The 22,041-nt window shown below is 60.2% G+C and carries 20 protein-coding genes; 4 read left to right on the top strand and 16 right to left on the bottom strand.

Going from position 1 to position 22,041, the window contains the following annotated elements; genetic code table 11:
• Nucleotides 1-153: 153 nt before the first annotated feature.
• The 7 genes from AO388_RS19610 to AO388_RS19580 form a co-directional block, all read right to left on the bottom strand.
• A complete protein-coding gene (locus AO388_RS19610) occupies nucleotides 154-1,173 on the bottom strand; it encodes a Gfo/Idh/MocA family protein (RefSeq protein ID WP_003370532.1) in 1,020 nt (339 codons plus the stop codon).
• A 25-nt stretch (nucleotides 1,174-1,198) separates the two neighbouring features.
• A complete protein-coding gene (locus AO388_RS19605; protein WP_058416959.1) occupies nucleotides 1,199-2,209 on the bottom strand; it encodes a Gfo/Idh/MocA family protein in 1,011 nt (336 codons plus the stop codon).
• 66 nt (nucleotides 2,210-2,275) lie between these two features.
• The gene (gene iolD, locus AO388_RS19600) at nucleotides 2,276-4,213 is read right to left on the bottom strand and encodes a 3D-(3,5/4)-trihydroxycyclohexane-1,2-dione acylhydrolase (decyclizing) (RefSeq protein WP_058416958.1); all 1,938 of its coding nucleotides are present in this window, start codon (nucleotides 4,211-4,213) and stop codon (nucleotides 2,276-2,278) included.
• A gap of 54 nt (nucleotides 4,214-4,267) precedes the next feature.
• A complete protein-coding gene (locus AO388_RS19595; protein ID WP_003436387.1) occupies nucleotides 4,268-5,770 on the bottom strand; it encodes a CoA-acylating methylmalonate-semialdehyde dehydrogenase in 1,503 nt (500 codons plus the stop codon).
• A gap of 28 nt (nucleotides 5,771-5,798) precedes the next feature.
• The gene (gene iolB, locus AO388_RS19590; protein WP_058416957.1) at nucleotides 5,799-6,608 is read right to left on the bottom strand and encodes a 5-deoxy-glucuronate isomerase; all 810 of its coding nucleotides are present in this window, start codon (nucleotides 6,606-6,608) and stop codon (nucleotides 5,799-5,801) included.
• Between the two features lie 13 nt (nucleotides 6,609-6,621).
• Nucleotides 6,622-7,527: a myo-inosose-2 dehydratase gene (iolE, locus tag AO388_RS19585; protein WP_003436374.1), complete on the bottom strand. Its 906-nt coding sequence runs from the start codon at nucleotides 7,525-7,527 to the stop codon at nucleotides 6,622-6,624.
• Nucleotides 7,528-7,585: 58 nt separating this feature from the next.
• Nucleotides 7,586-9,523 carry a bifunctional 5-dehydro-2-deoxygluconokinase/5-dehydro-2-deoxyphosphogluconate aldolase gene (locus AO388_RS19580; protein ID WP_058416956.1) on the bottom strand — a complete coding sequence of 646 codons (1,938 nt, stop codon included), beginning with the start codon at nucleotides 9,521-9,523 and terminating at the stop codon, nucleotides 7,586-7,588.
• A gap of 283 nt (nucleotides 9,524-9,806) precedes the next feature.
• On the opposite strand from AO388_RS19580, the gene AO388_RS19575 reads away from it, so the two are divergent.
• Nucleotides 9,807-10,715: a MurR/RpiR family transcriptional regulator gene (locus AO388_RS19575; protein WP_003315787.1), complete on the top strand. Its 909-nt coding sequence runs from the start codon at nucleotides 9,807-9,809 to the stop codon at nucleotides 10,713-10,715.
• Nucleotides 10,716-10,726: 11 nt separating this feature from the next.
• Here the strand turns inward: AO388_RS19575 and AO388_RS19570 are convergent, their stop codons facing one another.
• The 3 genes from AO388_RS19570 to AO388_RS19560 are packed head-to-tail and all read right to left on the bottom strand — an operon-like array spanning nucleotide 10,727 to nucleotide 13,754.
• Entirely contained in the window at nucleotides 10,727-11,725 is a 999-nt protein-coding gene (locus AO388_RS19570; protein WP_054081622.1) for a lysylphosphatidylglycerol synthase domain-containing protein, read from the bottom strand.
• Nucleotides 11,722-12,972 carry a cardiolipin synthase ClsB gene (clsB, locus tag AO388_RS19565; protein ID WP_058416955.1) on the bottom strand — a complete coding sequence of 417 codons (1,251 nt, stop codon included), beginning with the start codon at nucleotides 12,970-12,972 and terminating at the stop codon, nucleotides 11,722-11,724. Before clsB ends, AO388_RS19570 begins: the two co-directional genes overlap by 4 nt.
• On the bottom strand, nucleotides 12,969-13,754 hold the full coding sequence (locus AO388_RS19560; protein WP_003370515.1) for an endonuclease/exonuclease/phosphatase family protein: 786 nt from the start codon (nucleotides 13,752-13,754) through the stop codon (nucleotides 12,969-12,971). Before AO388_RS19560 ends, clsB begins: the two co-directional genes overlap by 4 nt.
• Nucleotides 13,755-13,959: 205 nt before the next feature.
• Between AO388_RS19560 and AO388_RS19555 the strand changes: the two genes are divergently transcribed.
• Entirely contained in the window at nucleotides 13,960-14,499 is a 540-nt protein-coding gene (locus AO388_RS19555; protein ID WP_003370513.1) for a cytochrome b, read from the top strand.
• Between the two features lies 1 nt (nucleotide 14,500).
• Here AO388_RS19555 and AO388_RS19550 read toward each other — a convergent pair whose 3' ends face one another.
• The 3 genes from AO388_RS19550 to psrA form a co-directional block, all read right to left on the bottom strand.
• Complete coding sequence (locus AO388_RS19550) at nucleotides 14,501-15,241, bottom strand: S-methyl-5'-thioinosine phosphorylase (protein ID WP_054081621.1); 741 nt, start codon at nucleotides 15,239-15,241, stop codon at nucleotides 14,501-14,503.
• Nucleotides 15,242-15,250: 9 nt separating this feature from the next.
• The gene (gene nagZ, locus AO388_RS19545) at nucleotides 15,251-16,249 is read right to left on the bottom strand and encodes a beta-N-acetylhexosaminidase (RefSeq protein ID WP_170846041.1); all 999 of its coding nucleotides are present in this window, start codon (nucleotides 16,247-16,249) and stop codon (nucleotides 15,251-15,253) included.
• A gap of 120 nt (nucleotides 16,250-16,369) precedes the next feature.
• On the bottom strand, nucleotides 16,370-17,086 hold the full coding sequence (gene psrA, locus AO388_RS19540; RefSeq protein ID WP_003370508.1) for a transcriptional regulator PsrA: 717 nt from the start codon (nucleotides 17,084-17,086) through the stop codon (nucleotides 16,370-16,372).
• Between the two features lie 256 nt (nucleotides 17,087-17,342).
• Here psrA and lexA point away from each other — a divergent pair, with 256 nt between their 5' ends.
• Nucleotides 17,343-17,951: a transcriptional repressor LexA gene (gene lexA / locus AO388_RS19530; RefSeq protein WP_003315796.1), complete on the top strand. Its 609-nt coding sequence runs from the start codon at nucleotides 17,343-17,345 to the stop codon at nucleotides 17,949-17,951.
• A gap of 9 nt (nucleotides 17,952-17,960) precedes the next feature.
• On the top strand, nucleotides 17,961-18,431 hold the full coding sequence (sulA, locus tag AO388_RS19525) for an SOS-induced cell division inhibitor SulA (RefSeq protein WP_054081620.1): 471 nt from the start codon (nucleotides 17,961-17,963) through the stop codon (nucleotides 18,429-18,431).
• Between the two features lie 14 nt (nucleotides 18,432-18,445).
• Here sulA and AO388_RS19520 read toward each other — a convergent pair whose 3' ends face one another.
• The 3 genes from AO388_RS19520 to topA all read right to left on the bottom strand — a co-directional run bounded on the left by AO388_RS19520 (nucleotide 18,446) and on the right by topA (nucleotide 22,001).
• Entirely contained in the window at nucleotides 18,446-18,679 is a 234-nt protein-coding gene (locus tag AO388_RS19520) for a hypothetical protein (RefSeq protein ID WP_003315798.1), read from the bottom strand.
• A 64-nt stretch (nucleotides 18,680-18,743) separates the two neighbouring features.
• On the bottom strand, nucleotides 18,744-19,265 hold the full coding sequence (locus tag AO388_RS19515) for a DUF6586 family protein (RefSeq protein WP_058416954.1): 522 nt from the start codon (nucleotides 19,263-19,265) through the stop codon (nucleotides 18,744-18,746).
• Nucleotides 19,266-19,388: 123 nt separating this feature from the next.
• Nucleotides 19,389-22,001, bottom strand: a complete 2,613-nt coding sequence (gene topA / locus AO388_RS19510) for a type I DNA topoisomerase (protein WP_003436352.1) — start codon at nucleotides 21,999-22,001, stop codon at nucleotides 19,389-19,391.
• Nucleotides 22,002-22,041: the final 40 nt, after the last annotated feature.

Raw genomic sequence — 22,041 nt, 5'->3', positions numbered from 1 at the left:
CGACTCTATTGGAAAATATTTTCCAATTCAACTGATTTTAGAATTTTATTCCATTTCATTTTATTCGGTTACAGAGACAACAAAGCCCGACGCATGGCAAGCGTCAGGCTCTCTTCGATAATGGGCCGCTGGATGCGCTGCAGCGCGCAATGGCTACAGCACCACAACGCGCCCTTCTCTGGCACTCAGGCGCGCGGCATCCATGATTTGCGCCGAGGCTATCGCATCATGCGGATTGACCGGATTACTGCCCTGCTCGTCAACCGCGCTTTGCAACTGGCGGTAGAACTCCAGCCAGCAACCACGCTCCGACGGCACACGCTCGCGATGCTCGCCCTGCTCGAACCAGCCCCAGCGCCGATGCTCCTCGACACCCCAGCGCTCGCCCTCGGACCTTGGCGTAAGCCCGGCAAAGGCGGCCTCTTCCTGACCATCCAGCCCGTCGACGCTGTAACAACCCTTCGCTCCACTGACCCTGAAACGCGGCTTGGCAGTGTTTTGCAGGCAGCTGCCGGACAGGTGCGAGGTCACGCCGCCGGCATGGCGCAGGGAAACGAAGAACGTGTGATCCAGTTCGTCGTGCGGCGCAGCGAATTGCAGTTCCGCATACACCCGTTCGACCGGGCCGAACAGCACCAGCGCCTGATCCACCAGATGACTGCCCAGGTCACGCAGCACGCCACCGCCGCTGGCCTTGCCGACAGACCGTGGCGAATAACGCTCGATGCTGGACTCGAACCGGCTGACCGCGCCCAGTGCCTCGCTGTCGAGCAACTTGCGCACAGTGAGGAAGTCCGAATCCCAGCGGCGGTTCTGATAAACGCTGAGCAGCACGCCACGACGCTCGGCCGCGTCCACCAGCTCGCGCGCCTGGGCTGCATCACTGGCGAAGGGTTTGTCGCTGACGACCCCGACACCCAGCTCTATCGCTTCGAGGATCAACGCTCGTCGCGAGGCCAGCGGTGTGGAAATCACCACCACATCAACCCCGGCAGCGACCAGATCGGCCAGCGTATCGAAGGTCGCCACGCCGGGGAGGTCTTTGGCCACTTCCTGCTTGCGCTCTTCGGAGCGTGTGACGACGCCCACAAACGTGGCACCCGGCAAACTTGAAATCAGCGTCGCATGAAAGTAACGCCCTCCCTTTCCGTAGCCTACCAATCCTGCTCGCATGCATGTCTCCTGTATGTGTCGGGCGTCAGCCGTAGAAAGCCGGACGCATTTCCAGTGTGACAGGGACGATCGCCCCGCTGTTCTGCGCCAGAATACAGGCATCGGCGGCCACGGCGGCTGCATAACCATCCCAGGCGGAAGGCCCGAAGATCGTCCCCGCCTTCACCCCGTCGATGAAATTCTGCAGTTCAACGTCATAGGCAGCGATGAAGCGGTCCTTCCAGTCCATAAGGATTTCGTTCGACAGCTTGGCTTCACTGCGCAGTTGTACCTGTGACGGCTCGGGCAACCTGGCGATGCCGCTCTCGCCCACCACTTCGCACTGGATGTCGTAACCGTACTGACAGTTGACGAAGACCTCAACGTCGATGCGTGTACCGCGTGCCGTTTCCAACATCACGATCTGCGGGTCTTTCATGTGTGCCAGAGCCTTGCTGGTCTTGCGCGGGAAGACTACCTGCACCGACACGTAGTCATCGTTGAGCAGCCAGCGCAGTACATTGAGTTCGTGAATCAGCGTGTCGGTGATAGCCATGTCGGTCTTGTAGTTCTCGCCCACACGCGGGTTGCGGTGCGCACAATGCAGCATCAGCGGCTCACCTATCCGGCCGCTGTCGATCACCGATTTAAGGGCGCGATAGCCCTGATCATAAGGGCGCATGAACCCCACCTGCACCAGACGCCTGCCACTGGCGATCTCGGCTTCGACAATGTGCCGGCAGCCCTCGGCAGTGACTGCCAGCGGCTTTTCGCAGAACACCGGTTTGCCCGCAGCGATGGCAGCCAGCACGAACTCTTCGTGACTGGGCCCCCAGGAGCAGACCAGAACCGCCTCGACGTCCGCCGCGGCGATCAGTGCGTGCCCGTCGGCATACACTTCGGCACCGATGTCCAGCTCGCGCACGACCTTCGCTGCCTGCTCGAGATTGATGTCGGTGACGGCCACCACCTGACTGCCGACCAGCGTCTTGCTGCAACGCCGGATATGATCCTGACCGATTGCGCCTGTGCCGATCACGCCGAGTTTCAATGCCATGTTCATGTTCCTTTTTTTATTAGGTATTCCCGGGAAGGGAGTCATGGAGTCCGAACGAGAAAACGATCAGTACTGACGCGCCTTGGCCAGCTCGCGACTGAGTTTTTCGTACACCTGCGCTGTGGTGCCGGTGGTCGACACTTCGGCAACCCCGACACGCCACCAGGACAGGTAGTTGTGGATCATGGTCTTGGGCAGGACCTTGATGTCGATCAGGGTCGAGACTGTCTGCTGTTGCGCATCGGCCAGTGCATCGCGCAGCTGTTCGGCGGTGCTGACCTTGTAGGTCTTGCAGCCGTACGCGGCAGCGCTCATGGCGAAATCCACCGGCACAAAGTCGCCATCCAGCTTGCCGGTTTGCGGGTTACGGAAACGGAACTCGGTACCGAAGCTGTTCATGCCGTTGCCCATTTGCAGGTTGTTGATGCAGCCGAAGGTCATGTTGTCGAGCAACACCACGTTGATCTTGCGCCGCTCCTGGATAGAGGTCGCCAGCTCCGAATGGAGCATCATGTAAGAGCCATCGCCGACCAGTGCAAAGACTTCGCGGTGCGGCGCTGCGAGTTTCACGCCCAGTGCGGCGTTAACCTCATAGCCCATGCAGGAATAGCCGTATTCGACGTGATAGGTGTCGACCCCGGTGCTGCGCCAGGCGCGCTGCAGGTCACCCGGCAGGCTGCCTGCCGCCGCGACGATCACCGCGTCGTCAGGCACGTTCTGATTGAGGATGCCCAGCACGCCGCTCTGGGTCAGGCACGAGCCGGTCAGCTCGATGAATTCGCGCAACACGGCCGGGTCCAGATGATCGTTGATTTCCGGGACAAAATCCTCGCTCTGGTACTCGACCGCGTACAGGCGATCCACCTCGGCCTCCAGCTCGGCACGCGCGGTCTTTGGCGCATCGCCCCAGGCCGCACGATAGCCGCTGGCTTGAAGGCTTTCGGTCAGCGCCTGCAAAGCCACCTGTGCATCGGCTAGCAACTGCACGCCGTCCAGCTTCTGCACATCGAAAGCACCGACATTGAGGTTGAGAAACTGCACATCCGGGTTCTGGAACAGCCATTTCGACGCAGTGGTGAAGTCGCTATAGCGGGTACCGACACCAATAATCAGGTCCGCCTCTTTTGCCAGCCGATTGGCCGCCAGCGTACCGGTTTCGCCGATGCCGCCCATGTTCAACGGGTGTGCCGAAACGAGGGCACTCTTGCCGGCCTGGGTTTCGGCGAACGGGATATCGAAGCGCTCGGCAAAGGTTTGCAAGGCATCCGCCGCGCCGGAGTAACGCACCCCGCCGCCGCAGATCAGCAACGGCTTGCGCTTGCGTGCCAGCAGGTGCAACGCATCATCGAGCATGGCCTGGCTCGGTGGGCGACGATCGATACGGTGCACACGTTTTTGCAGGAAACTGTCCGGATAATCGTAGGCCTCGGCCTGCACATCCTGAGGCAGCGCCAGCGTGACTGCGCCCGTATCGGCCGGATCGGTCAATACGCGCATGGCATTGAGCGCAGCGCTCATCAACTGCTCGGGACGGTTGATGCGATCCCAGTATTTGCTCACCGCCTTGAACGCATCGTTGGTGCTGATGCTCAGGTCGTGAAACTGCTCGATCTGCTGCAGCACCGGATCGGGCTGGCGGCTGGCGTAGACATCACCCGGCAACAGCAGCAGCGGGATGCGGTTGGCCGAAGCCGTTGCCGCAGCAGTGACCATGTTCGCCGCGCCTGGCCCGACCGAAGAGCTGCACGCGTAGATCTTGCGCCGCAGGTGCTGCTTGGCAAATCCGATGGCGGCGTGGCACATGCCCTGCTCGTTACGGCCCTGATGGACCACCAGGTCGCCGCTGTCCTGCTCCAGCGCCTGACCGAGCCCCAATACGTTGCCATGCCCGAAAATGGTGAAGACACCCGCGACGAATTTGCTTTGCACGCCGTCGACTTCGACGTACTGGTTATCGAGAAACTTCACCAGGGCCTGGGCCATGGTCAGTCGGGTTGTACTCATGCTCACACCTTATTGTTGTTTGAGGTGGAAAGTGTTGCGATGCGTTGCCGCGAATTATTTGGCAGTCGGCATACTGAACTCGGGGCCTTTGGCGATGCTGTCCGGCCAGCGTTGCATGACGCTTTTGTAGCGGCTGTAAAAACGCAGGCCTTCTTCGCCGTAGGCGTGGTGATCGCCAAACAGCGACCGCTTCCAGCCACCAAACGAATGCCAGGCCATGGGCACCGGGATCGGCACGTTGATGCCGACCATGCCGACCTTGATGCTGCGAGCGAATGCGCGCGCCACGCCGCCATCGCTGGTGAAGCACGACACGCCATTGCCGAACTCGTGAGCGTTGATCAGCGCCACGGCACTGGCGAAATCCGCGACGTGCACGATACCCAGCACCGGGCCGAAGATTTCTTCCTTGTAGATCTGCATCTGCGGCGTGACGTGATCGAACAGCGTAGCGCCGACGAAAAAGCCCTGCTCGGCACCCGGCACCTTGAAGTTGCGGCCATCGACGATCAGCTTCGCGCCTTCTTTGACGCCCTGATCGATGAAGCCCTCGACCTTGGCCTTGTGCACAGCGGTGACCAGCGGCCCCATGTCCGAATCGGCCTGCATGCCGTTGCCGACCTTGAGCTGGTCGATGCGCGGCAGCAGCTTGTCGATGAGGCGCTGGCCGACATCGCCGACCACCACGGCAATCGAGATCGCCATGCAGCGCTCTCCGGCCGAGCCATAAGCCGCCCCGATCAGGGCGTCGGCGGCCTGATCCAGATCAGCATCGGGCATCACGATCATATGGTTCTTGGCCCCGCCCAGTGCTTGCACGCGCTTGCCATGGGCAGTGCCTTGCTGATGGATGTACTCGGCGATCGGGGTCGAGCCGACGAAGGAAATGGCCTCGATGTCAGGGTGTTGCAGCAACGCATCGACCGCCACCTTGTCACCCTGCACCACATTGAAGACGCCATCGGGCAGACCGGCTTCCTTGAGCAGGCGCGCCATCAGCAGGCTGGCCGATGGATCGCGCTCGGAAGGTTTGAGGATGAAGCAGTTACCGGTCACCAGCGCCATGGGAATCATCCACAAGGGCACCATGACCGGAAAGTTGAACGGCGTAACCCCGGCGCAGACGCCCAGTGGCTGACGCAGGTTCCAGTTATCGATACCACCGCCGATGTTGTCGCTGAAATCGCTCTTCAGAAGACTGGGGGCACCGCAGGCAAATTCGACGATCTCGATACCGCGCACCACCTCTCCGCGCGCGTCGGACAACACTTTGCCGTGCTCGCGGCAAATGATCTGCGCCAATTCGTCATGGTGCTGGTCCAGCAGTTCCTTGAACTTGAACATCACCCGCGCCCGGCGCAGCGAGGACTGCTCGGCCCAGGCCGGAAACGCCGCCTTGGCCGCCGCAACCGCTTCATCCACAGTCTTCACGCTGGCCAGCGCAACACGCGCCTGGACCGTGCCGATTGCCGGGTTGAAGACATCGCTGTAACGCTCACCCTCGCCATTGTTCAGGTGTCCGTTGATGTAGTGGCCGATCACCGGTGACTCGTTCATCTCATGCCTCCAGAACAAAAATGGGAAATCAGAGATCCAGCAGCCAGCTGTGCTGCGGATCGTTGTGGAACTGCCAGGCGCGCGTCGGGCCGGCCATTACGTTCAGGTACCAGGATTCGTAGCCGTAGGGGACGGAGACCGGGTGGTAGCCCTTGGGCACGGTCACCAGGTCATTGTTTTCCACGGCCATGGCCTGATCGATGCTGCGGTCGTCGGTATAAACCCGCTGAAAAACGAAGCCCTGCGGCGGGTTGACCTGGTGGTAATAGGTTTCTTCGAGAAAGCTCTCGTGCGGCAGGTTGTCCCGGTCGTGCTTGTGCGGCGGGTAACTGGAGGAATGCCCGGAAGGTGTACGCACCTCGACCACCAGCAGCGAATGCGCCGCTTCGCTGTCCGGCAATATGTCGCACACATAACGGGTATTGGCGCCCTTGCCGCGTACGCTGCGCTTCATGCTGCCCGGCATGATCAAGCGTGCCGGAAAATGTTTGCCGGCATCGCCCGGCGCCGTGCATACGGCAAGCTGCACCGCGCCGCGTGCGACAAACTGCGCCTGGCTATGCGGCGGCAGGTAGACCGCGAACGGTGATTTTTCTTCGAACACCGATTGCCGGTCGCCGATGTTTTCCCAGCTGAAAGCGCGCTGCCCCGGCGCTTCGCCACTGACGCTGGCGTGCCCGGTCAGCAGGACCACGCACAGCTCGTTTTCTCCTGCGCTCAGCGGCAGGCTTTCTCCGGACTCCAGGCGGTAGGCGGCGAAGTTCACGTATTCCAGCGAACCGGGGGCCAGCGCTACGACGTCGCGGCCAGTGGATTTGCTTTTGGTCAGCAGATTCATGTTGCAGTCCTCCTTATCGTGCATCGGCCAGCAGTTGGCGCAACGTGTCATAGCCCTTTTTGGCGTACACATAGCTGGGCGCTACGGCGGGGTCCTGTTCGGCCTCGACCACCAGCCAGCCGTTGTAACCGGCCTGCCGCAAGACCTTGAGCAGCGCCGAGAAGTCAATATCGCCGTCCCCCGGCACCGTGAAAGTGCCGTTGATGATGCAGTCCGGAAAGCTCCACAGGTTGTTGCGTGCCAGTTGCACCACCGGCTTGCGCACGTCCTTGAAATGCACATGGCAAATACGCTGGATGTGCTTGCTCAACACTTGAAGAGGTTCGCCACCGCCCATGTAGCAATGCCCGGAATCGAACAGCAGCCCGACCTCCTCGCCGGTCAGCGCCATCAGCCGGTCGATATCCTGCGGCGACTCGACGTAAGCGCCCATGTGGTGGTGATACGCCAGGCGCACGCCTCGGGACAGGGTGAAACGTGCCAGCTCGGTCAGTTTTTCGGCGTATTCATGCCAGGCGGCATCGGTGTGAAAACGTGGACGTTCGACCAGCGGGATACGTTGCCCCTGAATCGAGTCGGCCACCTCGCCGTACACCAGCACCGAAGCGCCATTTTCGGCGAGCAGGTGCACATGCGCAGCGATGGCTTCGATTTCCTCGGCCACCGAACGCCGCGCCAGGCGGCTGGAATACCAGCCGGACACCAGCGCCAGGCCATGGGGCCGCAACACATCGCCGACGCCCTTGGCATCTTTCGGAAACTTGCCGTTGAGCTCGAAGCCCTCGTAGCCAATGGCTTTGCCTTCGCTCAGCGCCGTGCTCAGCGGGGTTTCTCCGCCGAGGGCCGGTAAATCATCGTTGCTCCAGGAGATCGGATTGATGCCGATGCGGATTCTGGGTGTGGAAGTCGAAACGGGCATGGCTGCACCTTTTTTGTTGTTATCGCGACGTTGTCGTGGCGTCGAAATCCGGAACGAATCAGGCGCGGCTTTCGCGCCAGGACTCGATCAACCAGTTGAAGGTGCTCTGCACCCGACTGATCAGCGTCGCATCGTCTATTTCTCCGGCCATCCAGGCCCGGCTTGGCTCACGGAATATTGTCCGGCCGACAGCAAAGCCCTGGCAGACGCGGCTGTGGCAAGCTTCGGCAAAGCCGGCAGCGAGCTCTTCGACAGGCGCATTGAGCCCGAGCAGTACCACGCCGCGGCAATACGGATCGCGTTGCTGGATCAGTTCGTCCAGTTGCTGCCAGACCTGCGCACTCTGCGCCTCGATCTTCCACCACGCCGGGTAGATGCCCAGGTTGTACAAGCGCTTCAGCGAGCGAAGCATCACGTCCGGGTGAGGCGACGGGTGATCCTTGGGCGGAATGATTTCCAGCAGCAACTCATGGCCGCTGACTTTCGAAGCGTCGTAGAGCGCCTTGATCTGCGCTTCCTGCTCCAGACGCAACATCGGCTCGTCATCGGGGTGATATTGCACCAGGCACTTGATGATCTGCTCTTGCGGCCAGGCGAGCAAATTGCTGCCGATGGAGCGACCGTGCTCGAAGGCCAGCGGCCTTGAGCCCTGTACTTCCACCGGACGCGCCACCCACCAGCCGCGACCGGTTGCGGCGTTGAGTGAATCCTGACCGAAGCGCTGGTCGGCAAGCAGACCGACATCGGCTTCGATGCCGCGCTTGCGCAGGTCGGCTTCGACCCGCTCGACCGCCTGCACGAACAGCTGCTTGAGCTGGCTGATGCTGCCCAGATCACGCCCGGCCTGTTGCGCCAGCTCGACCAACTGGCCGCGATGATCGAAGGCAAAGATGAACAACTGCCGCCACTGCTTGCGCGGCACGCTGACCTGATGCAGCCGTTGCAGGGCGACATCCTGATCAGGACGGGTGATGGGTTCAGGGCTGTTGAACAGGTAATCGAGTTCGGCCGGGGTCGGCATCGCGGGCGCACAGGCATGCCGCGACACCACCAGCCCGCCACAGGCATTGGCCAGCTGGCAGCAGCGTTCGTCACTGGCTTCCTTGAGCCAGCCGCTGAGAAAACCGGACATGAACGCGTCGCCCGCACCGAGCACGTTGAGTACTTCGACCTGCACGCCGGGGTAGATGGCGCCCTCTTCCAGCCGCGCAGGAATGGCCCCGTGAATCACCGTGCAGCCTTGCGGGCCGAGCTTGACCACCAGCGTTGCGGCCGTCAGTTCACGCACCTTACGCAGGGCCGCGAGCAAATCGGTCGAACCGCCGGCAATCTGGAATTCTTCTTCGGTGCCGACGATCAGGTCGAAACGCGGCAGGATGCGCTGCACATGCTGGCTGACCTTCTGATCGGCAACGAACCGGGTCTCACCATCGGCCTTGCCTGCCAGCCCCCAGAGCACCGGGCGGTAGTCGATATCCAGCACGCGCTTGACGTTGTGCTTCTCGGCATAGTCGAGCGCCTGACTGCTGGCCCTGAACACCTGATCAGTGGAGAAATGCGTGCCGGTGATCAGCAGCGCCTTGCTCGAGGCAATCTGCTGCTCGTCGATGTCCTCGGCGCGCAGGGCCATGTCAGCGCAGTTTTCACGGTAGAACACCAAGGGGAAGGTTTCACGATCCTTCAACCCCAGCAGCACCATCGCCGTCAGACGCTCGGGGTCGCGCTTGATGGCGCTGACATCACAGCCTTCGCGGGCCAGGGAATCGACCAGAAAACGGCCCATGTGGTCGTCGCCGACCCTGCTGAGCATGGCCGACCTGAGACCGAGCCTGGCCGTGCCGAAGGCGATATTGGCCGACGAGCCGCCCAGGTACTTGGCGAAACTGGAAACGTCTTCGAGTCGCGCCCCCACTTGTTGCGCATAAAGGTCGACGCCCAGGCGTCCGAGGCAAATCAGATCCAACTGACGCCCAGTGGCAAAGCGTGTCTGGCCCATGGTGGCTCCTGTTATTTTTATCAGCCTGCAGCGCCTGCATCATGTGTACACGCTGCTTTGTGAATGCAGCGTAAAACGTCAAGACACATCAATCAATATTTTTTCTATAATTATTTTTAGTGGAATATTTTTTCCATACCGCCACTCAAGTGCTGGCACACTGCGCAGGCGGGTAGGATATAGTCGTCGCTCCTGCCCCAAGGCAGCCTCCACCGTCAGGCCCACAACGGTCGTGCTGTGCGCGCCGTTGCCCTGAAGAAGAACAAGCAGAAAGGATTTGAATATGACCAGCGCCGATCAGCCCACTCTGCCCGGGACGAGCGTCGACATGCCGCCGAACAGTGCCGAAGGCTTGTTGCGGCTGATCACTGATGAATACGAGGGCCTGCCGCGTCAGCTCAAGCGGATTGCCAGCTATATGAGCCAGCAGAGCGACCGGATCATGGTTGACCGGATCAGTGACATCGCCCGCGAGTGCGAAGTCCACCCTTCGGCCATCGTGCGATTTTCCCAGCGTTTCGGGTTCAGCGGTTTCAGCGAGATGCAGGCGTTGTTTCGCGAGGCTTATACGCACAAGACCACGCCGGTGCAGAATTACCAGCAGCGTATCCGCAGCCTGATCGCCAACAAGTCACAGAAGGCCAATGCAGGCGATCTGGCACGCGAATGCGTCAGCGCCACCCTCTCCGGCCTGGAACGCCTGAGTGTCGAACTGGATGACGATGAATTCGAGAAAGCCGTGGACCTGGTGGTCAACGCCGACAACATCTATGTGGTGGGCGTGCGCCGCTCATTCGCGGTGGCTGATTATTTGGTCTACAACCTGCAACACACCAACAAGCGCATTCATCTCATCTCCGGCCTGGGGGGCAGCTATCGCGAGCAAATGCGCAGTGTGCGCGCCAATGACCTGGTGATTGCCATCAGCTTCACGCCCTATGGCAAGGAGACCCAGCACTGCCTGCGCATCGCCCAGCACCACCAGGCCAAGACGCTGATCATCACCGACAGCAACCTGTCGCCGCTGGCCAAGCGCGCCAACTCGGTGTTGCTGGTCAACGAGGGCAGCTCGTTCGCCTTCCGCTCGCTGAGCGCCACGCTATGCCTGTGCCAGGCGCTGTTCATTGCCGTGGCCTATCGCCTGGAACTCAAGGTCGATGAAATACACGAGCAGGTCGGGTTTGATGACTGAGGGCTGAGCCCTCAGGATTTGGCTTCCTCGCCCATGCGTTGCTGGTTCTTCTCGCCCATTTTCTTCGCGCGTTTTTCCAGCACCAGATACACCACCAGTGCCAGCAGCAGCGGCAGCAGGAAGTAGATCGCGCGGTAGCCGATCAGCGCTGCGAGCAGGCTGCCCTTGGAGAACTGGTGCGCCAGTAAGGTGATAAACACGGTCTCAAGCACACCGAGGCCCGCTGGAATGTGAGTGATCACACCGGCGATGCTGCTGATCAGCAACACACCGAGAATCGCCGGATAAAACGCCTTGTCCGGCAGCAGGGTGTAAATCACCGCGGCCATCAACGACCAGTTCAGAGCGCCCAGACTGGCCTGCATCAGCGCCTGCTTCATCGACGGCAGATTGAACTCCTGATCACGGATGGTCCATGAGCGTTTTTTCGAAAACCGGCAGGCCAGCAGGTACGCAAAACACACCGCCAACAGTCCGAAGCCGATCAATTGCAGGGTTGTGGTGCCGATCGACCACTCCTTGGGCAACTCCAGAAAGCGCATCGAAAACACAAAACCGGCCAGCAGCATGTAGCCCAGCCAGTTGGTAATCAGGCTCAGGCTGAGAATCCGCGTGATGGTCGAAACATCCAGCCCCAGTCGCGAATACAAGCGGTAACGCAAGGCAATGCCGCCCACCCAGGAACTGAGGTTGAGGTTGAACGCGTAGCAGACAAACGTCACCGGCACGATCTGCTTGATCGACAATGTGTGCCGGGTGTAATAACGCGCCAACACGTCAAAGCCGCAGTAGGTCGCGTAGCTGGCAAAGGCCACAACAGCCGCGATAGCCAGGGTGCTGGCCTTGTAGGACGCCAACGCCTGTTTCACCTCTTGCCAGTCAAGCTTCTTGACCAGCATAAACAGCAGAACCGGGACGGCGATAAAGAAAAACAGATTGAACGCCCGCTTTGCCCATTTCCACTTGGTTCCCTGCGCGCTTTGCGGCGCTGCCTGCGTGGCTTGGGTCATAGGGTTTTCTCCTGGTCCATCGGATGGTTGTTCTGCTGCTGTTCGATCACTTTCGCTTCGGGCACTACATCACCGGCACGCAGGGGCTTGAGGCGCACACCGTGAACCGGGAACAAACCGGCAATGGCCGGAAAACGGCGCAGGAAAAAGAAACTCAAGACGATCATCGGCGCACGCCACCACTGGCCACGCGCCGCGCCCTTGAGGCTCATCTGCTTGCTGTGCGCAGCGGCAAGCTCCATCAGGTGGTTTTGCAGATGATCATTGAGCCCGCGATCACGAATGAACAGATTGGCTTCCAGGTTCAGCGCGAGGCTCAGCGGGTCAAGATTGCTGGAGCCCACGGTGGACCAGTCCTGATCGATCAGCGCGACCTTGCCGTGCAGTGCACGTTGCTTGTACTCATGAATGACCACGCCGTCGCGCAGCAGATAGGTGTACGTCAACCGCGAGCAAACCCGTACGAACGGCATGTCGGGCTGACCTTGCAAAATAAGGGTGACCTTGACGCCCCGCCGTGATGCATTGCGCAGCTCACGCAGAAAGCGATAGCTGGGGTAAAAATACGCATTGGCCAAGGTGATCCGTTGCTTCGCAGCGCGAATCGCCTTCAGGTACTGCTCTTCGATATCGGTACTGTGCTCGTCATTGTCACGCTCGGCGAGCAGCATGCTGGCGTCACCGGCGCGGTCCAGCTTCAGTGCAACGGGCGGCAATTTGTCACGAACGACCTTGCTGAGCATATTCAACGCGCTGTGGTGAATATCGCCAACAATCGGGCCGCGGACCAGAACGGCATAGTCCTGTTTGGCCGTCACCCCCGTGTCAGTCATGTGATCGACGCTGTAATTGATGCCGCCGATAAAGCCCAATTCGCCGTCGATCACCACCACCTTGCGGTGCAGCCGGCGAAACAGGTTGGTGCGCATGCCCATGAACCTTGGGCGCGGATCGAACAGCTGAATCTGGATACCGGCGTCGATCATGGTTTTGACAAACGTCGAACTCAGATCCGAGGTGCCATAGTCATCCACCGTGACGACCACCTTCGCGCCATTCGCAGCGGCTTCGAGCAACGCCTGTTGCAGACCCTCGCCGATTCGGTCTTCAAAAATGATGAAGGTCTCGATCAGCACCTCTTTGCGCGCGGCACGTATGCACTCGAATACCCGGGCGTAGAAATCCTCGCCATTGATCAGCAACTCTACCGAGTTGCCGTCGCGCCACTGCCCTGTCGTATTGCTCATAAGGTCAACTCCACCGCCAGCGGTGCATGATCGGAAAGGTGGGACCACGGTCGGCTGGACAACACTTTCGGCCGGTGGGACGTTGCATTGCGCACATAGATCCGGTCCAGCCGGAGTAATGGCCAACGGGCCGGAAAGCTTTTCGCCGGCGCCCCGAAGCGCTCTACGAAAACCTCGTGCAGCCCGCTGCCCTGCAGCGACGCATCGGCGCGCTGGCGCCAGTCATTGAAGTCACCGGCAACGATCACCGGCTCGCCTTCGGGAATACGCGCCATCAGCTCGTTAAGCAGTTTGAGCTGCTGACGTCGATGGCTTTCACGCAGTCCCAGGTGCACACAGACCGCATGCACCCGGCCCGCGTGTGGCACCTCTAGAATGCAGTGCAACAAGCCGCGCTGCTCGGTGCCATGAATGGAAATGTCGAGGTTTTCATGCTGGATGATCGGGTATTTGGACAGCAACGCGTTGCCATGATCGCCATCCGGATACACCGCGTTGCGGCCGTAGGCAAAATCACTCCACATGCTGTCGGCCAGAAACTCGTACTGCGAAATCGTCGGCCAGTCCTTGACCCTGCGCGCGTGGCTCTGGTGTTCGCCGTGCACTTCCTGAAGAAACACGATATCGGCCGATACAGTGCGCACAGCTTCACGCAGCTCGGGCAGAATGAAGCGGCGATTGAAAATGCCAAAGCCCATGTGCATGTTCATGGTCAGTACATTCAATGAAACACTGGCGGACACAGGTGTCGCTGGGCCGACAGGTGGATTGGCACTGGTCAAGACTTGCTCCCGGGTGAATATTCACGGCATATGAAGCCACCCGTGAGCACAGGTTCCGTCGCGTATCTCACGTGCTGTGTATTTGCCATATGCAGTGGCGCAGAGATACACGTGAAAAAAATCAGGCCAACATGAAACGCAGGCGCCTGATAGACAGCCTAAGCTGTCTATCAGTCCTGCAAAAAAAGAGACAAGGAATCAAACCGTGGATGCATCGACTTCTCAACGCTACACCGCCCGAGCCAGATGGCTGCACTGGGCCATGGCCATTCTGATCGTGCTGGCGTACACCCTGATTCTGAGCCGCACCCAGTTCAGCAAGGGCTCGGAATACCGCTTGCTGGTCGTGCAGAGCCACTACTGGGTCGGCATTCTGATTCTGATCATGGCGTTTTTCCGTGTCGCCGAGCGTCGACGTCATCGTCCGCCCGGGATCACACCGCCGCTTGAAGGAGCGTTGCGCATCGTCGCAACCCTGACCCATTACGCGCTGTATGCGTTCCTGTTTGCCCAGCCGTTACTGGGCCTGCTGACAGTGATGGTGGAAAAAGGCGCGCTGCCCATTCCCCTCACCGATCTGCAGATTCCCTGGCCGCTGGCCACCTCGGACCACCTGGCCGAGACGTTCGAAGACGTGCACAAACTGCTGGGCTCGATCTTCTACTATGTCATCGGTCTGCATGTGATTGCTGCGCTCTGGCACCACCTGGTGCGCAAGGACAATACCCTCAAGCGCATGCTGTAACTCAGGACGCCGACAGGACCCGGGCAAGCGTGGCCTTCACCTTGCCCATCCCCTCACGCAGGGCCTGTTCGATTTCCGCCATGGTAATGACGGTCGTCGACTTGCCCGCTGCCGGATTGACCACCAGCGCCAGGCAGGCGTATTCAAGCTCCAGCTCACGAGCCAGCGCGGCCTCGGGCATGCCAGTCATGCCAACGATGTCGCAGCCATCGCGCTCCAGGCGGATGATTTCGGCAACGGTCTCCAGACGCGGTCCCTGGGTGCAGGCATAGACGCCCCGGTCGGAGAACGCGCATCCCTCGGCAGTCAATGCTGCAATCAGCCGGGCGCGCAGGGGCTCGCTGTATGGATAGCTGAAGTCGATGTGCGTGACCTCTTCCAGATCATCGGCAAAGAACGTGTGCTGGCGACCGCTGGTGTAGTCGACCAGATCATGCGGCACACAGAAATGCCCGGTGCCCATGGCCGGATGAATGCCACCGACTGCGTTGACCGCAAGAATCGCTTCGGCACCCGCCTGCTTCAGTGCCCAGATATTGGCCCGGTAGTTGACCTGATGCGGCGGCAAGCGGTGCGGGTGGCCGTGGCGCGCCAGAAACATCACCTCGCGACCGGCATAGTCGCCGATCTGGATTTCGCTGGAAGGTGCGCCATAAGGGGTGTTCATCGGCAGGGATTGCCGAATGTTCAGGCCCTCGAGCTGGGTCAGGCCGGTGCCGCCAATAATCGCGTAAACAGTCATCGCAAATCCTTAATCGATCAGTTGAGCAGCGCGCAGAGCCTGGAGCGCGGTCTGCCAGCGCGGGTGTTGCCGATAGTCGGTACTGGCCGATGCCTGACCGCGCATGCGCGCGATACGTGGCGAAGGCTTGACCTTCAGACGCTGCGCAGCGCCCAGCGCAAGCTCGGCGGCCGCCCGGTCGTTGCACACCAGGCCCATGTCGCATCCGGCTGTCAGCGCCGCTTCGATACGGCTCGCCGCATCCCCGACCACATGAGCGCCGGCCATCGACAGGTCGTCACTGAAAATAACACCGTCAAATTGCAGTTCGTCGCGCAAAATGTCCTGCAACCAGCGCCTTGAAAAGCCTGCGGGCTGCGAATCGACTTTCGGGTAGATGACATGCGCCGGCATCACTGCAGCCAGTTGCTGACTCAGACGTGCAAACGGCACCAGATCACTGGCGCGGATCTCTTCGAGGCTGCGCTCGTCATTCGGAATAGCCACATGAGAATCGGCTTCAGCCCAGCCGTGGCCGGGAAAATGCTTGCCGGTGGCAGCCATGCCTGCAGCGTTCATCCCACGAATGAACGCCCCTGCCAGCAACGCCGCGCGCTGCGGATCGCCTTCGAACGAACGCGTGCCGACCACGGCGCTGCGCTGGTAGTCGAGGTCCAGCACCGGGGCGAAGCTCAGGTCCAGTCCGACCGCCAGCACTTCGGTCGCCATCAGCCAGCCGCAGTGTTCAGCCAGAAGCTCGGCATCAGGCTTGTCGGCAATGGCACGCATTGGCGGCAAGCGTACGAACCCCTCACGCAGGCGCTGCACCCTGCCGCCCTCCTGGTCGACGGCCAGCAGCAGGTCCGGGCGCACGGCCCGAATTGCGGCGCTCAGCTCACGAACCTGACGGGGATGCTCGATGTTTCGGGCAAAGATGATCAAACCGCCCACTTCGGGCTGACGCAAAAACTGACGGTCTTCGCTGGTCAGCCAGGTGCCGGCGACATCGACCATCAGGGAGCCTTGCAGGCCAGAACTCATAGAAAAACCCTTACACACCAGTGCTCGTTCACAATCCGGGCATGGTGCTTGATCCTGAAGCCCGACGCAATCCGACACGCCGGTGCCGCTTGATTCAGGGCAAGGGCTTCAGGCCTTGGCGACCGCTGGTGTGCCGGTGCTGCTCTTGGTACGCGGCCTGAGCTGCGCGGCGATCATTGCCGGGTCGCTGACGCCGGTGTCGGCGCGCATGCCGGCGGCCAGAAACGGTACCATCAGGCGCATGACCTGCTCGATGGAGGTATTGACGCCGAAATCGGTCTCGGCAATGGCGCGCAGGGCCTTGATGCCGGACATGCTGAACGCGGCAGCACCGAGCATGAAGTGCACGCGCCAGAACAGCTCGATGGGCGGAATGCGCGGGGCCGCTTCGTTGACCAGTGTCATGTAGCGACGGAACACCTTGCCATACATGTCTTCGAGGTAGCGGCGCAGGTGGCCCTGGCTCTGACTGAAGGCAAGCCCCAGCAGGCGCATGAAGATCGACAGGTCGTTACCGCTGCGTGGCTGCACCACAAGCGCCTGCTCGACGAGAATCTCCAGCAGTTCCTCAAGGCTTGGCTTGTGCTCGGGCTTTGCCTGGCGACGTTCCAGTTCGCGATCAAGACTGATGCAGAAGGGTCCCAGAAAACGCGAGAATACGGCCTGGATCAACGCCTTCTTCGAGCCGAAGTGATAGTTCACTGCTGCCAGATTGACCGACGCCTTGCTGGTGATAAGGCGCAAGGACGTTTCGGCAAAGCCTTTCTCTGCAAACAACTGCTCGGCAGCATCAAGAATGCGTTCAACGGTTTCCGACTGGGCCATGGCTCTCTGCCTAACAAACGAACGTTTGAAACATACGTATCAAACGCCTCGGTTGTCAAGCCGGGCCGTTCATTTTGTGGCCGAACAGTCACGGTAATGGATGTTAAATGACAAAACGCAGGTGTTACCGAGGTTTTGGACGAGAAGCGCTACGCGGGTTGACCACCGCCTGGCGGCGAAAATGAAATGGATGATTGCCAACGCGCCTTCACTGTATATAATCCCAGTCACTGTATAAAAAGCCAGAGCGCCCCTCATGATCAAACTGACGCCACGCCAGGCTGAAATCCTGGGTTTCATCAAACGCTGCCTGGAAGACAACGGGTTCCCGCCGACACGTGCGGAAATCGCTCAGGAGCTGGGCTTCAAATCGCCCAACGCGGCGGAAGAGCACCTCAAGGCCCTGGCCCGTAAGGGCGCCATCGAAATGACTCCGGGTGCTTCACGCGGCATTCGAATTCCCGGCTTCGAAGCGCGGCCCGATGACAGCAGCCTGCCGGTCATCGGCCGCGTCGCAGCAGGTGCACCGATCCTGGCTCAGCAACACATCGAAGAGTCCTGCAACATCAACCCGTCCTTCTTCCACCCGAGCGCCAACTACCTGTTGCGCGTTCACGGCATGAGCATGAAGGACGTCGGCATTCTGGATGGCGATCTGCTCGCCGTGCACACCACGCGCGAGGCCCGCAACGGCCAGATCGTGGTTGCCCGGATCGGCGATGAAGTGACCGTCAAGCGCTTCAAGCGCGAAGGCAGCAAGGTCTGGCTGCTGGCGGAAAACCCTGATTTCGCACCCATCGAGGTCGATCTCAAGGATCAGGAACTGGTGATCGAAGGTTTAAGCGTCGGCGTCATTCGCCGCTAAGGAGACGTTATGCAGTTCCATCAAGCACCGCATTCGCAATTGCCGCTGTTCGAGGCGTTTCTGGCCCAGCCCATCGCCCCTCTGCTCACAGATGCAGTCGAAACGCCGTGGAGCAACGACCCAGAGCCCTTCAGTGAACTGTCATTGCGTGGCGCTGCCGGGAACTGCCTCAACCTTCTTGCACCCATCCTTCGGGAATTGAGCGAGGAACTGGATGCGCGCTGGCTGACGCTGATCGCACCGCCATCCAGCCTGACCCAGACATGGCTGCGCGATGCGGGGCTCAACAGGGAGCGAATTCTTCTGCTGCAGCCACGCGGCACGCAAAGCGTACTGGAGCTGACGCGCGAAGCACTTCGACTGGGCCGTAGTCATACGGTGGTGAGCTGGATCAACCCGCTGGGCGCCATAGCGCGTCAGCAATTGATCAGTGCAGCAAAAATCGGGGAGGCACAGAGCCTGAACATTCGGCTGGGCTGAGGCCCAGTCGTCGATCAGTGCAGAACGTGAGGCACATCATCCTTTTCGATTTCGCCTTCAGCCAGGCGGCCAGCCATCTGCACACCCACACTCAACATGGCTTTGGCGACTTCGACATGCTGACCTTGCATGAACGCTTTGGCATCCGCAGAGAAATCAAGCGTTACCAGGGAACCCTCGTCATCGGCACGACGCAGCTCTATACGTCCGTCAGGTAGTTCGACAATTTCCAGGAAAGAGGTAGGCATTGGTACAGTTACTCCGCGATAAGCCGGCATTGTAACAGCCTGCCAGCCCTTACTTCATTGGTTTTCAGCATTCGCTCAGGCCTTCACGAAAACGGATGGCCAACCCTTTGAGTTGTTGACGCCAATTTTCAAGCTCTTCACGTGAGAGTTCAGACTCCGGCTCGGCGTCCAGGTTCACTGCCTGTATCATCGGCTGCGTGACATCACCCTTGAGCTTTTTCGGCGCACGAGGCGGCTCATATAACGCGTTATAGGCCGACAGCAGTTGCGCAAGCCATGTCTGGCGATTCTGGGCAAGCTCTACCAGCTCGGCCATTTCGGGGATGGCGATGGCGTCCAACACTTCCTGCGTCAACAATTCTTCCGCACGACGCGTACCGGCTTGTGGCAGATGGTAGTAGCCTGCGATCTCGTGGCACAGGCCCAGCAGCGCACCGTAGAGATGAAACAGCGCGGACTCGCGCTCTGCCTGCAACAACGCAGGAGAGTTCACCGCCTGCCCCTTCTCCGCCCTGCCCAACGCCTCGAGCGAGAGCCCTGCGAAATAGATTTTCTGGTTGGTACGGGTATAGAGCTCATGGGCCATGGCGACACTCTCCACAACGATGGGATAGAGAACAGCATAGCCTGCGGCGCCTGGACAGGCCGGCGAAACAGGCTGATGCCTATCGAAAACAGCGCCCGGCCCTCTTGAGCCGCGCGCTTGCGATCAACGCTTGTCTTCAACCTTCCAGGCGCTGCCGTCGTAGAACGCACGCCAGCCGGTAGGCTTGCCCTCTACTTCGGTCTGGACGTATTGCTCTTTGGTCTTGCGACTGTAGCGGATCACTGCTGGACGACCGTCCGGATCCTTCTTCGGCGCTTCGCAAAGGAAGTGATACTTGGGATCGATTTCGTCCTTGTGCGGGGCGATTTCGATGACCAGTGGTGCGCGGGTTTCGCGATTCTTCGGGAACTGGCTGGCGGCCAGGAACAGGCCCGAAGCGCCATCACGCAGTATGTAGGTATCGTCAACCTTGTCGCACTTGAGTTCCGGCATCTTTACCGGGTCCATCTTCGGCGGCGCTGCGTCACCGCTTTTCAGCAGTTTGCGGGTGTTCTTGCAGTCCGGGTTGGTGCAGCCGAAGAACTTGCCGAAACGGCCGGTCTTGAGCTGCATCTCGCTGCCACACTTGTCACACTCCAGGCTCGGACCTTCATAGCCTTTGATACGGTAAGTGCCTTCCTCGATCTCGTAACCAGTGCAATCAGGGTTGTTGCCGCAAATATGCAGCTTGTGCTTCTCGTCCAGCAGGTAGGCGTCCATCGCCGTGCTGCAGATCGGGCAGCGATGCTTGCCTCGCAGAACCCGCGATTCGGACTCACCCTCGTCATCGTCGGCAATTTCGTCGCCGGGAGTCAGATTGACGGTCGCCTTGCAGCGCTCCTTGGGTGGCAGGCTGTAGCCGGAGCAACCCAGGAAAACGCCCGTCGAGGCTGTACGGATCTGCATCGGACGGCCGCACACTTTGCACGGGATGTCGGTCATCACCGGCTGGTTGGCGCGCATGCCGCCATCAGCGGCCTCGGCCACGTCGAGCTTTTTACGGAAATCACCGTAGAACTCGTCCAGCACGTTTTTCCAGTCGCGCTCCCCCTGAGCCACGTCGTCGAGGTTTTCTTCCATCCCGGCGGTAAAGCCATAGTCCATCAGGTTGGAAAAGCTTTCGGACAGACGTCCGGTGACGATGTCGCCCATCTTTTCCGAGTAGAAGCGGCGGTTATGCAACGCCACGTAGCCACGGTCCTGGATGGTCGAGATGATCGCTGCGTAGGTCGACGGGCGACCAATGCCCCGCTTTTCCATCTCCTTGACCAGACTCGCTTCCGAGTAACGCGCAGGCGGCTTGGTGAAGTGCTGGCTTGGATCGAGCTTGTTCAGCTTCAGGGTTTCGCCCTGTGCCATGTCCGGCAAAACATCGTCATCGCCCGGCTTGGCCATCTGCGGCAGCGCACGGGTATAACCATCGAATTTCAGGATGCGGCCCTTGGCGCGCAGCTCGAAATCGCTGGCGGCGACCGTGACGGTGGTCGACAGGTATTGCGCAGGCAGCATCTGGCAGGCCACGAACTGGCGCCAGATCAACTCGTAAAGACGCTCGGCGTCACGCTCCATCCCGGTCAGTTTGCTCGGGTGAGTGTTGACGTCGGAAGGTCGAATCGCTTCGTGAGCCTCTTGCGCGCCTTCCTTGCTGCTGTAGACGTTGGGCGACTCCGGCAGGTACTTCTTGCCGAATTCGGTCTGGATGTAGTCACGCGCCATGCTGACTGCATCAGCCGATAGGTTGGTCGAGTCGGTACGCATGTAAGTGATGTAGCCCGCTTCGTACAAGCGCTGGGCCATCATCATGGTCTTCTTTACGCCGAAGCCCAGACGGTTGCTCGCCGCCTGCTGCAGGGTCGAGGTGATGAACGGCGCCGATGGCTTGCTGCTGGTCGGCTTGTCTTCACGCTTGACGATGCTGTAGCTGGACGCCTTGAGCTTTTCAAGAGCGGCCATGGCCTGGGTTTCATTGAGCGGTTTGAACGCTTCGCCGTTTTCACGCGCTACTTCGAAACGCACGTTGGCGCCCTTGGCGGTGCCCAGATCGGCGTGGATCTCCCAGTATTCTTCAGGGTTGAACGCGCGGATTTCACGCTCGCGCTCGACCACCAGCTTCACCGCAACCGACTGCACACGCCCGGCGGACAAGCCACGGGCAACTTTCTGCCAGAGCAGTGGGGAAACCATGTAGCCGACGACGCGGTCGAGGAAGCGACGCGCCTGCTGGGCATTGACCCGGGCAATGTCCAGTTCGCCTGGCTTGGAAAACGCCTCCTGGATGGCTTTCTTGGTGATCTCGTTGAACACCACGCGCTTGTAGCGGCTGTCATCACCACCAATGGCTTCGCGCAGGTGCCAGGCAATGGCTTCCCCTTCGCGGTCCAAGTCCGTCGCGAGATAGATGGTGTCGGCATCCTTGGCGAGCTTGCGCAGCTCTTCGATGACCTTTTCCTTGCCGGGGAGGATCTCGTACTTGGCTTTCCAGCCGTGTTCCGGATCGACTCCCATGCGCGAGACCAGCTGGCGTTGCGCCTTTTCTTTCGGCGTCAGTACCGGGCCTTCGCCCGCAGCGGCCTTGCCACGCTTGGCGGCAGGATCTTTGGCGGCACTCGCCGAACCGCTGGTGGGCAGGTCTCGGATATGGCCGATACTCGACTTCACCACGTACTGGTTGCCCAAATACTTGTTGATGGTCTTGGCCTTAGCCGGGGATTCCACGATGACCAGCGATTTGCCCATGGATCAGAAAATTCCTGAATACTAGATGAAAGACAGTGAG

It is taken from the genome of Pseudomonas sp. ICMP 10191 (genome assembly GCF_001467335.1).
GTDB classification, from domain to species: domain Bacteria; phylum Pseudomonadota; class Gammaproteobacteria; order Pseudomonadales; family Pseudomonadaceae; genus Aquipseudomonas; species Aquipseudomonas cerasi.
Note: the sequence above shows the minus strand (reverse complement) of the source record. Positions and strands in the feature narration are given on the sequence as shown.

Bases quoted from the DNA above. Each gene is read 5' to 3' on its own strand.
- AO388_RS19610 (WP_003370532.1), bottom strand. From the start codon at position 1,173: ATGCGAGCAGGATTGGTAGGCTACGGAAAGGGAGGGCGTTACTTTCAT.
- AO388_RS19605 (WP_058416959.1), bottom strand. From the start codon at position 2,209: ATGGCATTGAAACTCGGCGTGATCGGCACAGGCGCAATCGGTCAGGAT.
- iolD (WP_058416958.1), bottom strand. From the start codon at position 4,213: ATGAGTACAACCCGACTGACCATGGCCCAGGCCCTGGTGAAGTTTCTC.
- AO388_RS19595 (WP_003436387.1), bottom strand. From the start codon at position 5,770: ATGAACGAGTCACCGGTGATCGGCCACTACATCAACGGACACCTGAAC.
- iolB (WP_058416957.1), bottom strand. From the start codon at position 6,608: ATGAATCTGCTGACCAAAAGCAAATCCACTGGCCGCGACGTCGTAGCG.
- iolE (WP_003436374.1), bottom strand. From the start codon at position 7,527: ATGCCCGTTTCGACTTCCACACCCAGAATCCGCATCGGCATCAATCCG.
- AO388_RS19580 (WP_058416956.1), bottom strand. From the start codon at position 9,523: ATGGGCCAGACACGCTTTGCCACTGGGCGTCAGTTGGATCTGATTTGC.
- AO388_RS19575 (WP_003315787.1), top strand. From the start codon at position 9,807: ATGACCAGCGCCGATCAGCCCACTCTGCCCGGGACGAGCGTCGACATG.
- AO388_RS19570 (WP_054081622.1), bottom strand. From the start codon at position 11,725: ATGACCCAAGCCACGCAGGCAGCGCCGCAAAGCGCGCAGGGAACCAAG.
- clsB (WP_058416955.1), bottom strand. From the start codon at position 12,972: ATGAGCAATACGACAGGGCAGTGGCGCGACGGCAACTCGGTAGAGTTG.
- AO388_RS19550 (WP_054081621.1), bottom strand. From the start codon at position 15,241: ATGACTGTTTACGCGATTATTGGCGGCACCGGCCTGACCCAGCTCGAG.
- psrA (WP_003370508.1), bottom strand. From the start codon at position 17,086: ATGGCCCAGTCGGAAACCGTTGAACGCATTCTTGATGCTGCCGAGCAG.
- lexA (WP_003315796.1), top strand. From the start codon at position 17,343: ATGATCAAACTGACGCCACGCCAGGCTGAAATCCTGGGTTTCATCAAA.
- sulA (WP_054081620.1), top strand. From the start codon at position 17,961: ATGCAGTTCCATCAAGCACCGCATTCGCAATTGCCGCTGTTCGAGGCG.
- AO388_RS19520 (WP_003315798.1), bottom strand. From the start codon at position 18,679: ATGCCTACCTCTTTCCTGGAAATTGTCGAACTACCTGACGGACGTATA.
- AO388_RS19515 (WP_058416954.1), bottom strand. From the start codon at position 19,265: ATGGCCCATGAGCTCTATACCCGTACCAACCAGAAAATCTATTTCGCA.
- topA (WP_003436352.1), bottom strand. From the start codon at position 22,001: ATGGGCAAATCGCTGGTCATCGTGGAATCCCCGGCTAAGGCCAAGACC.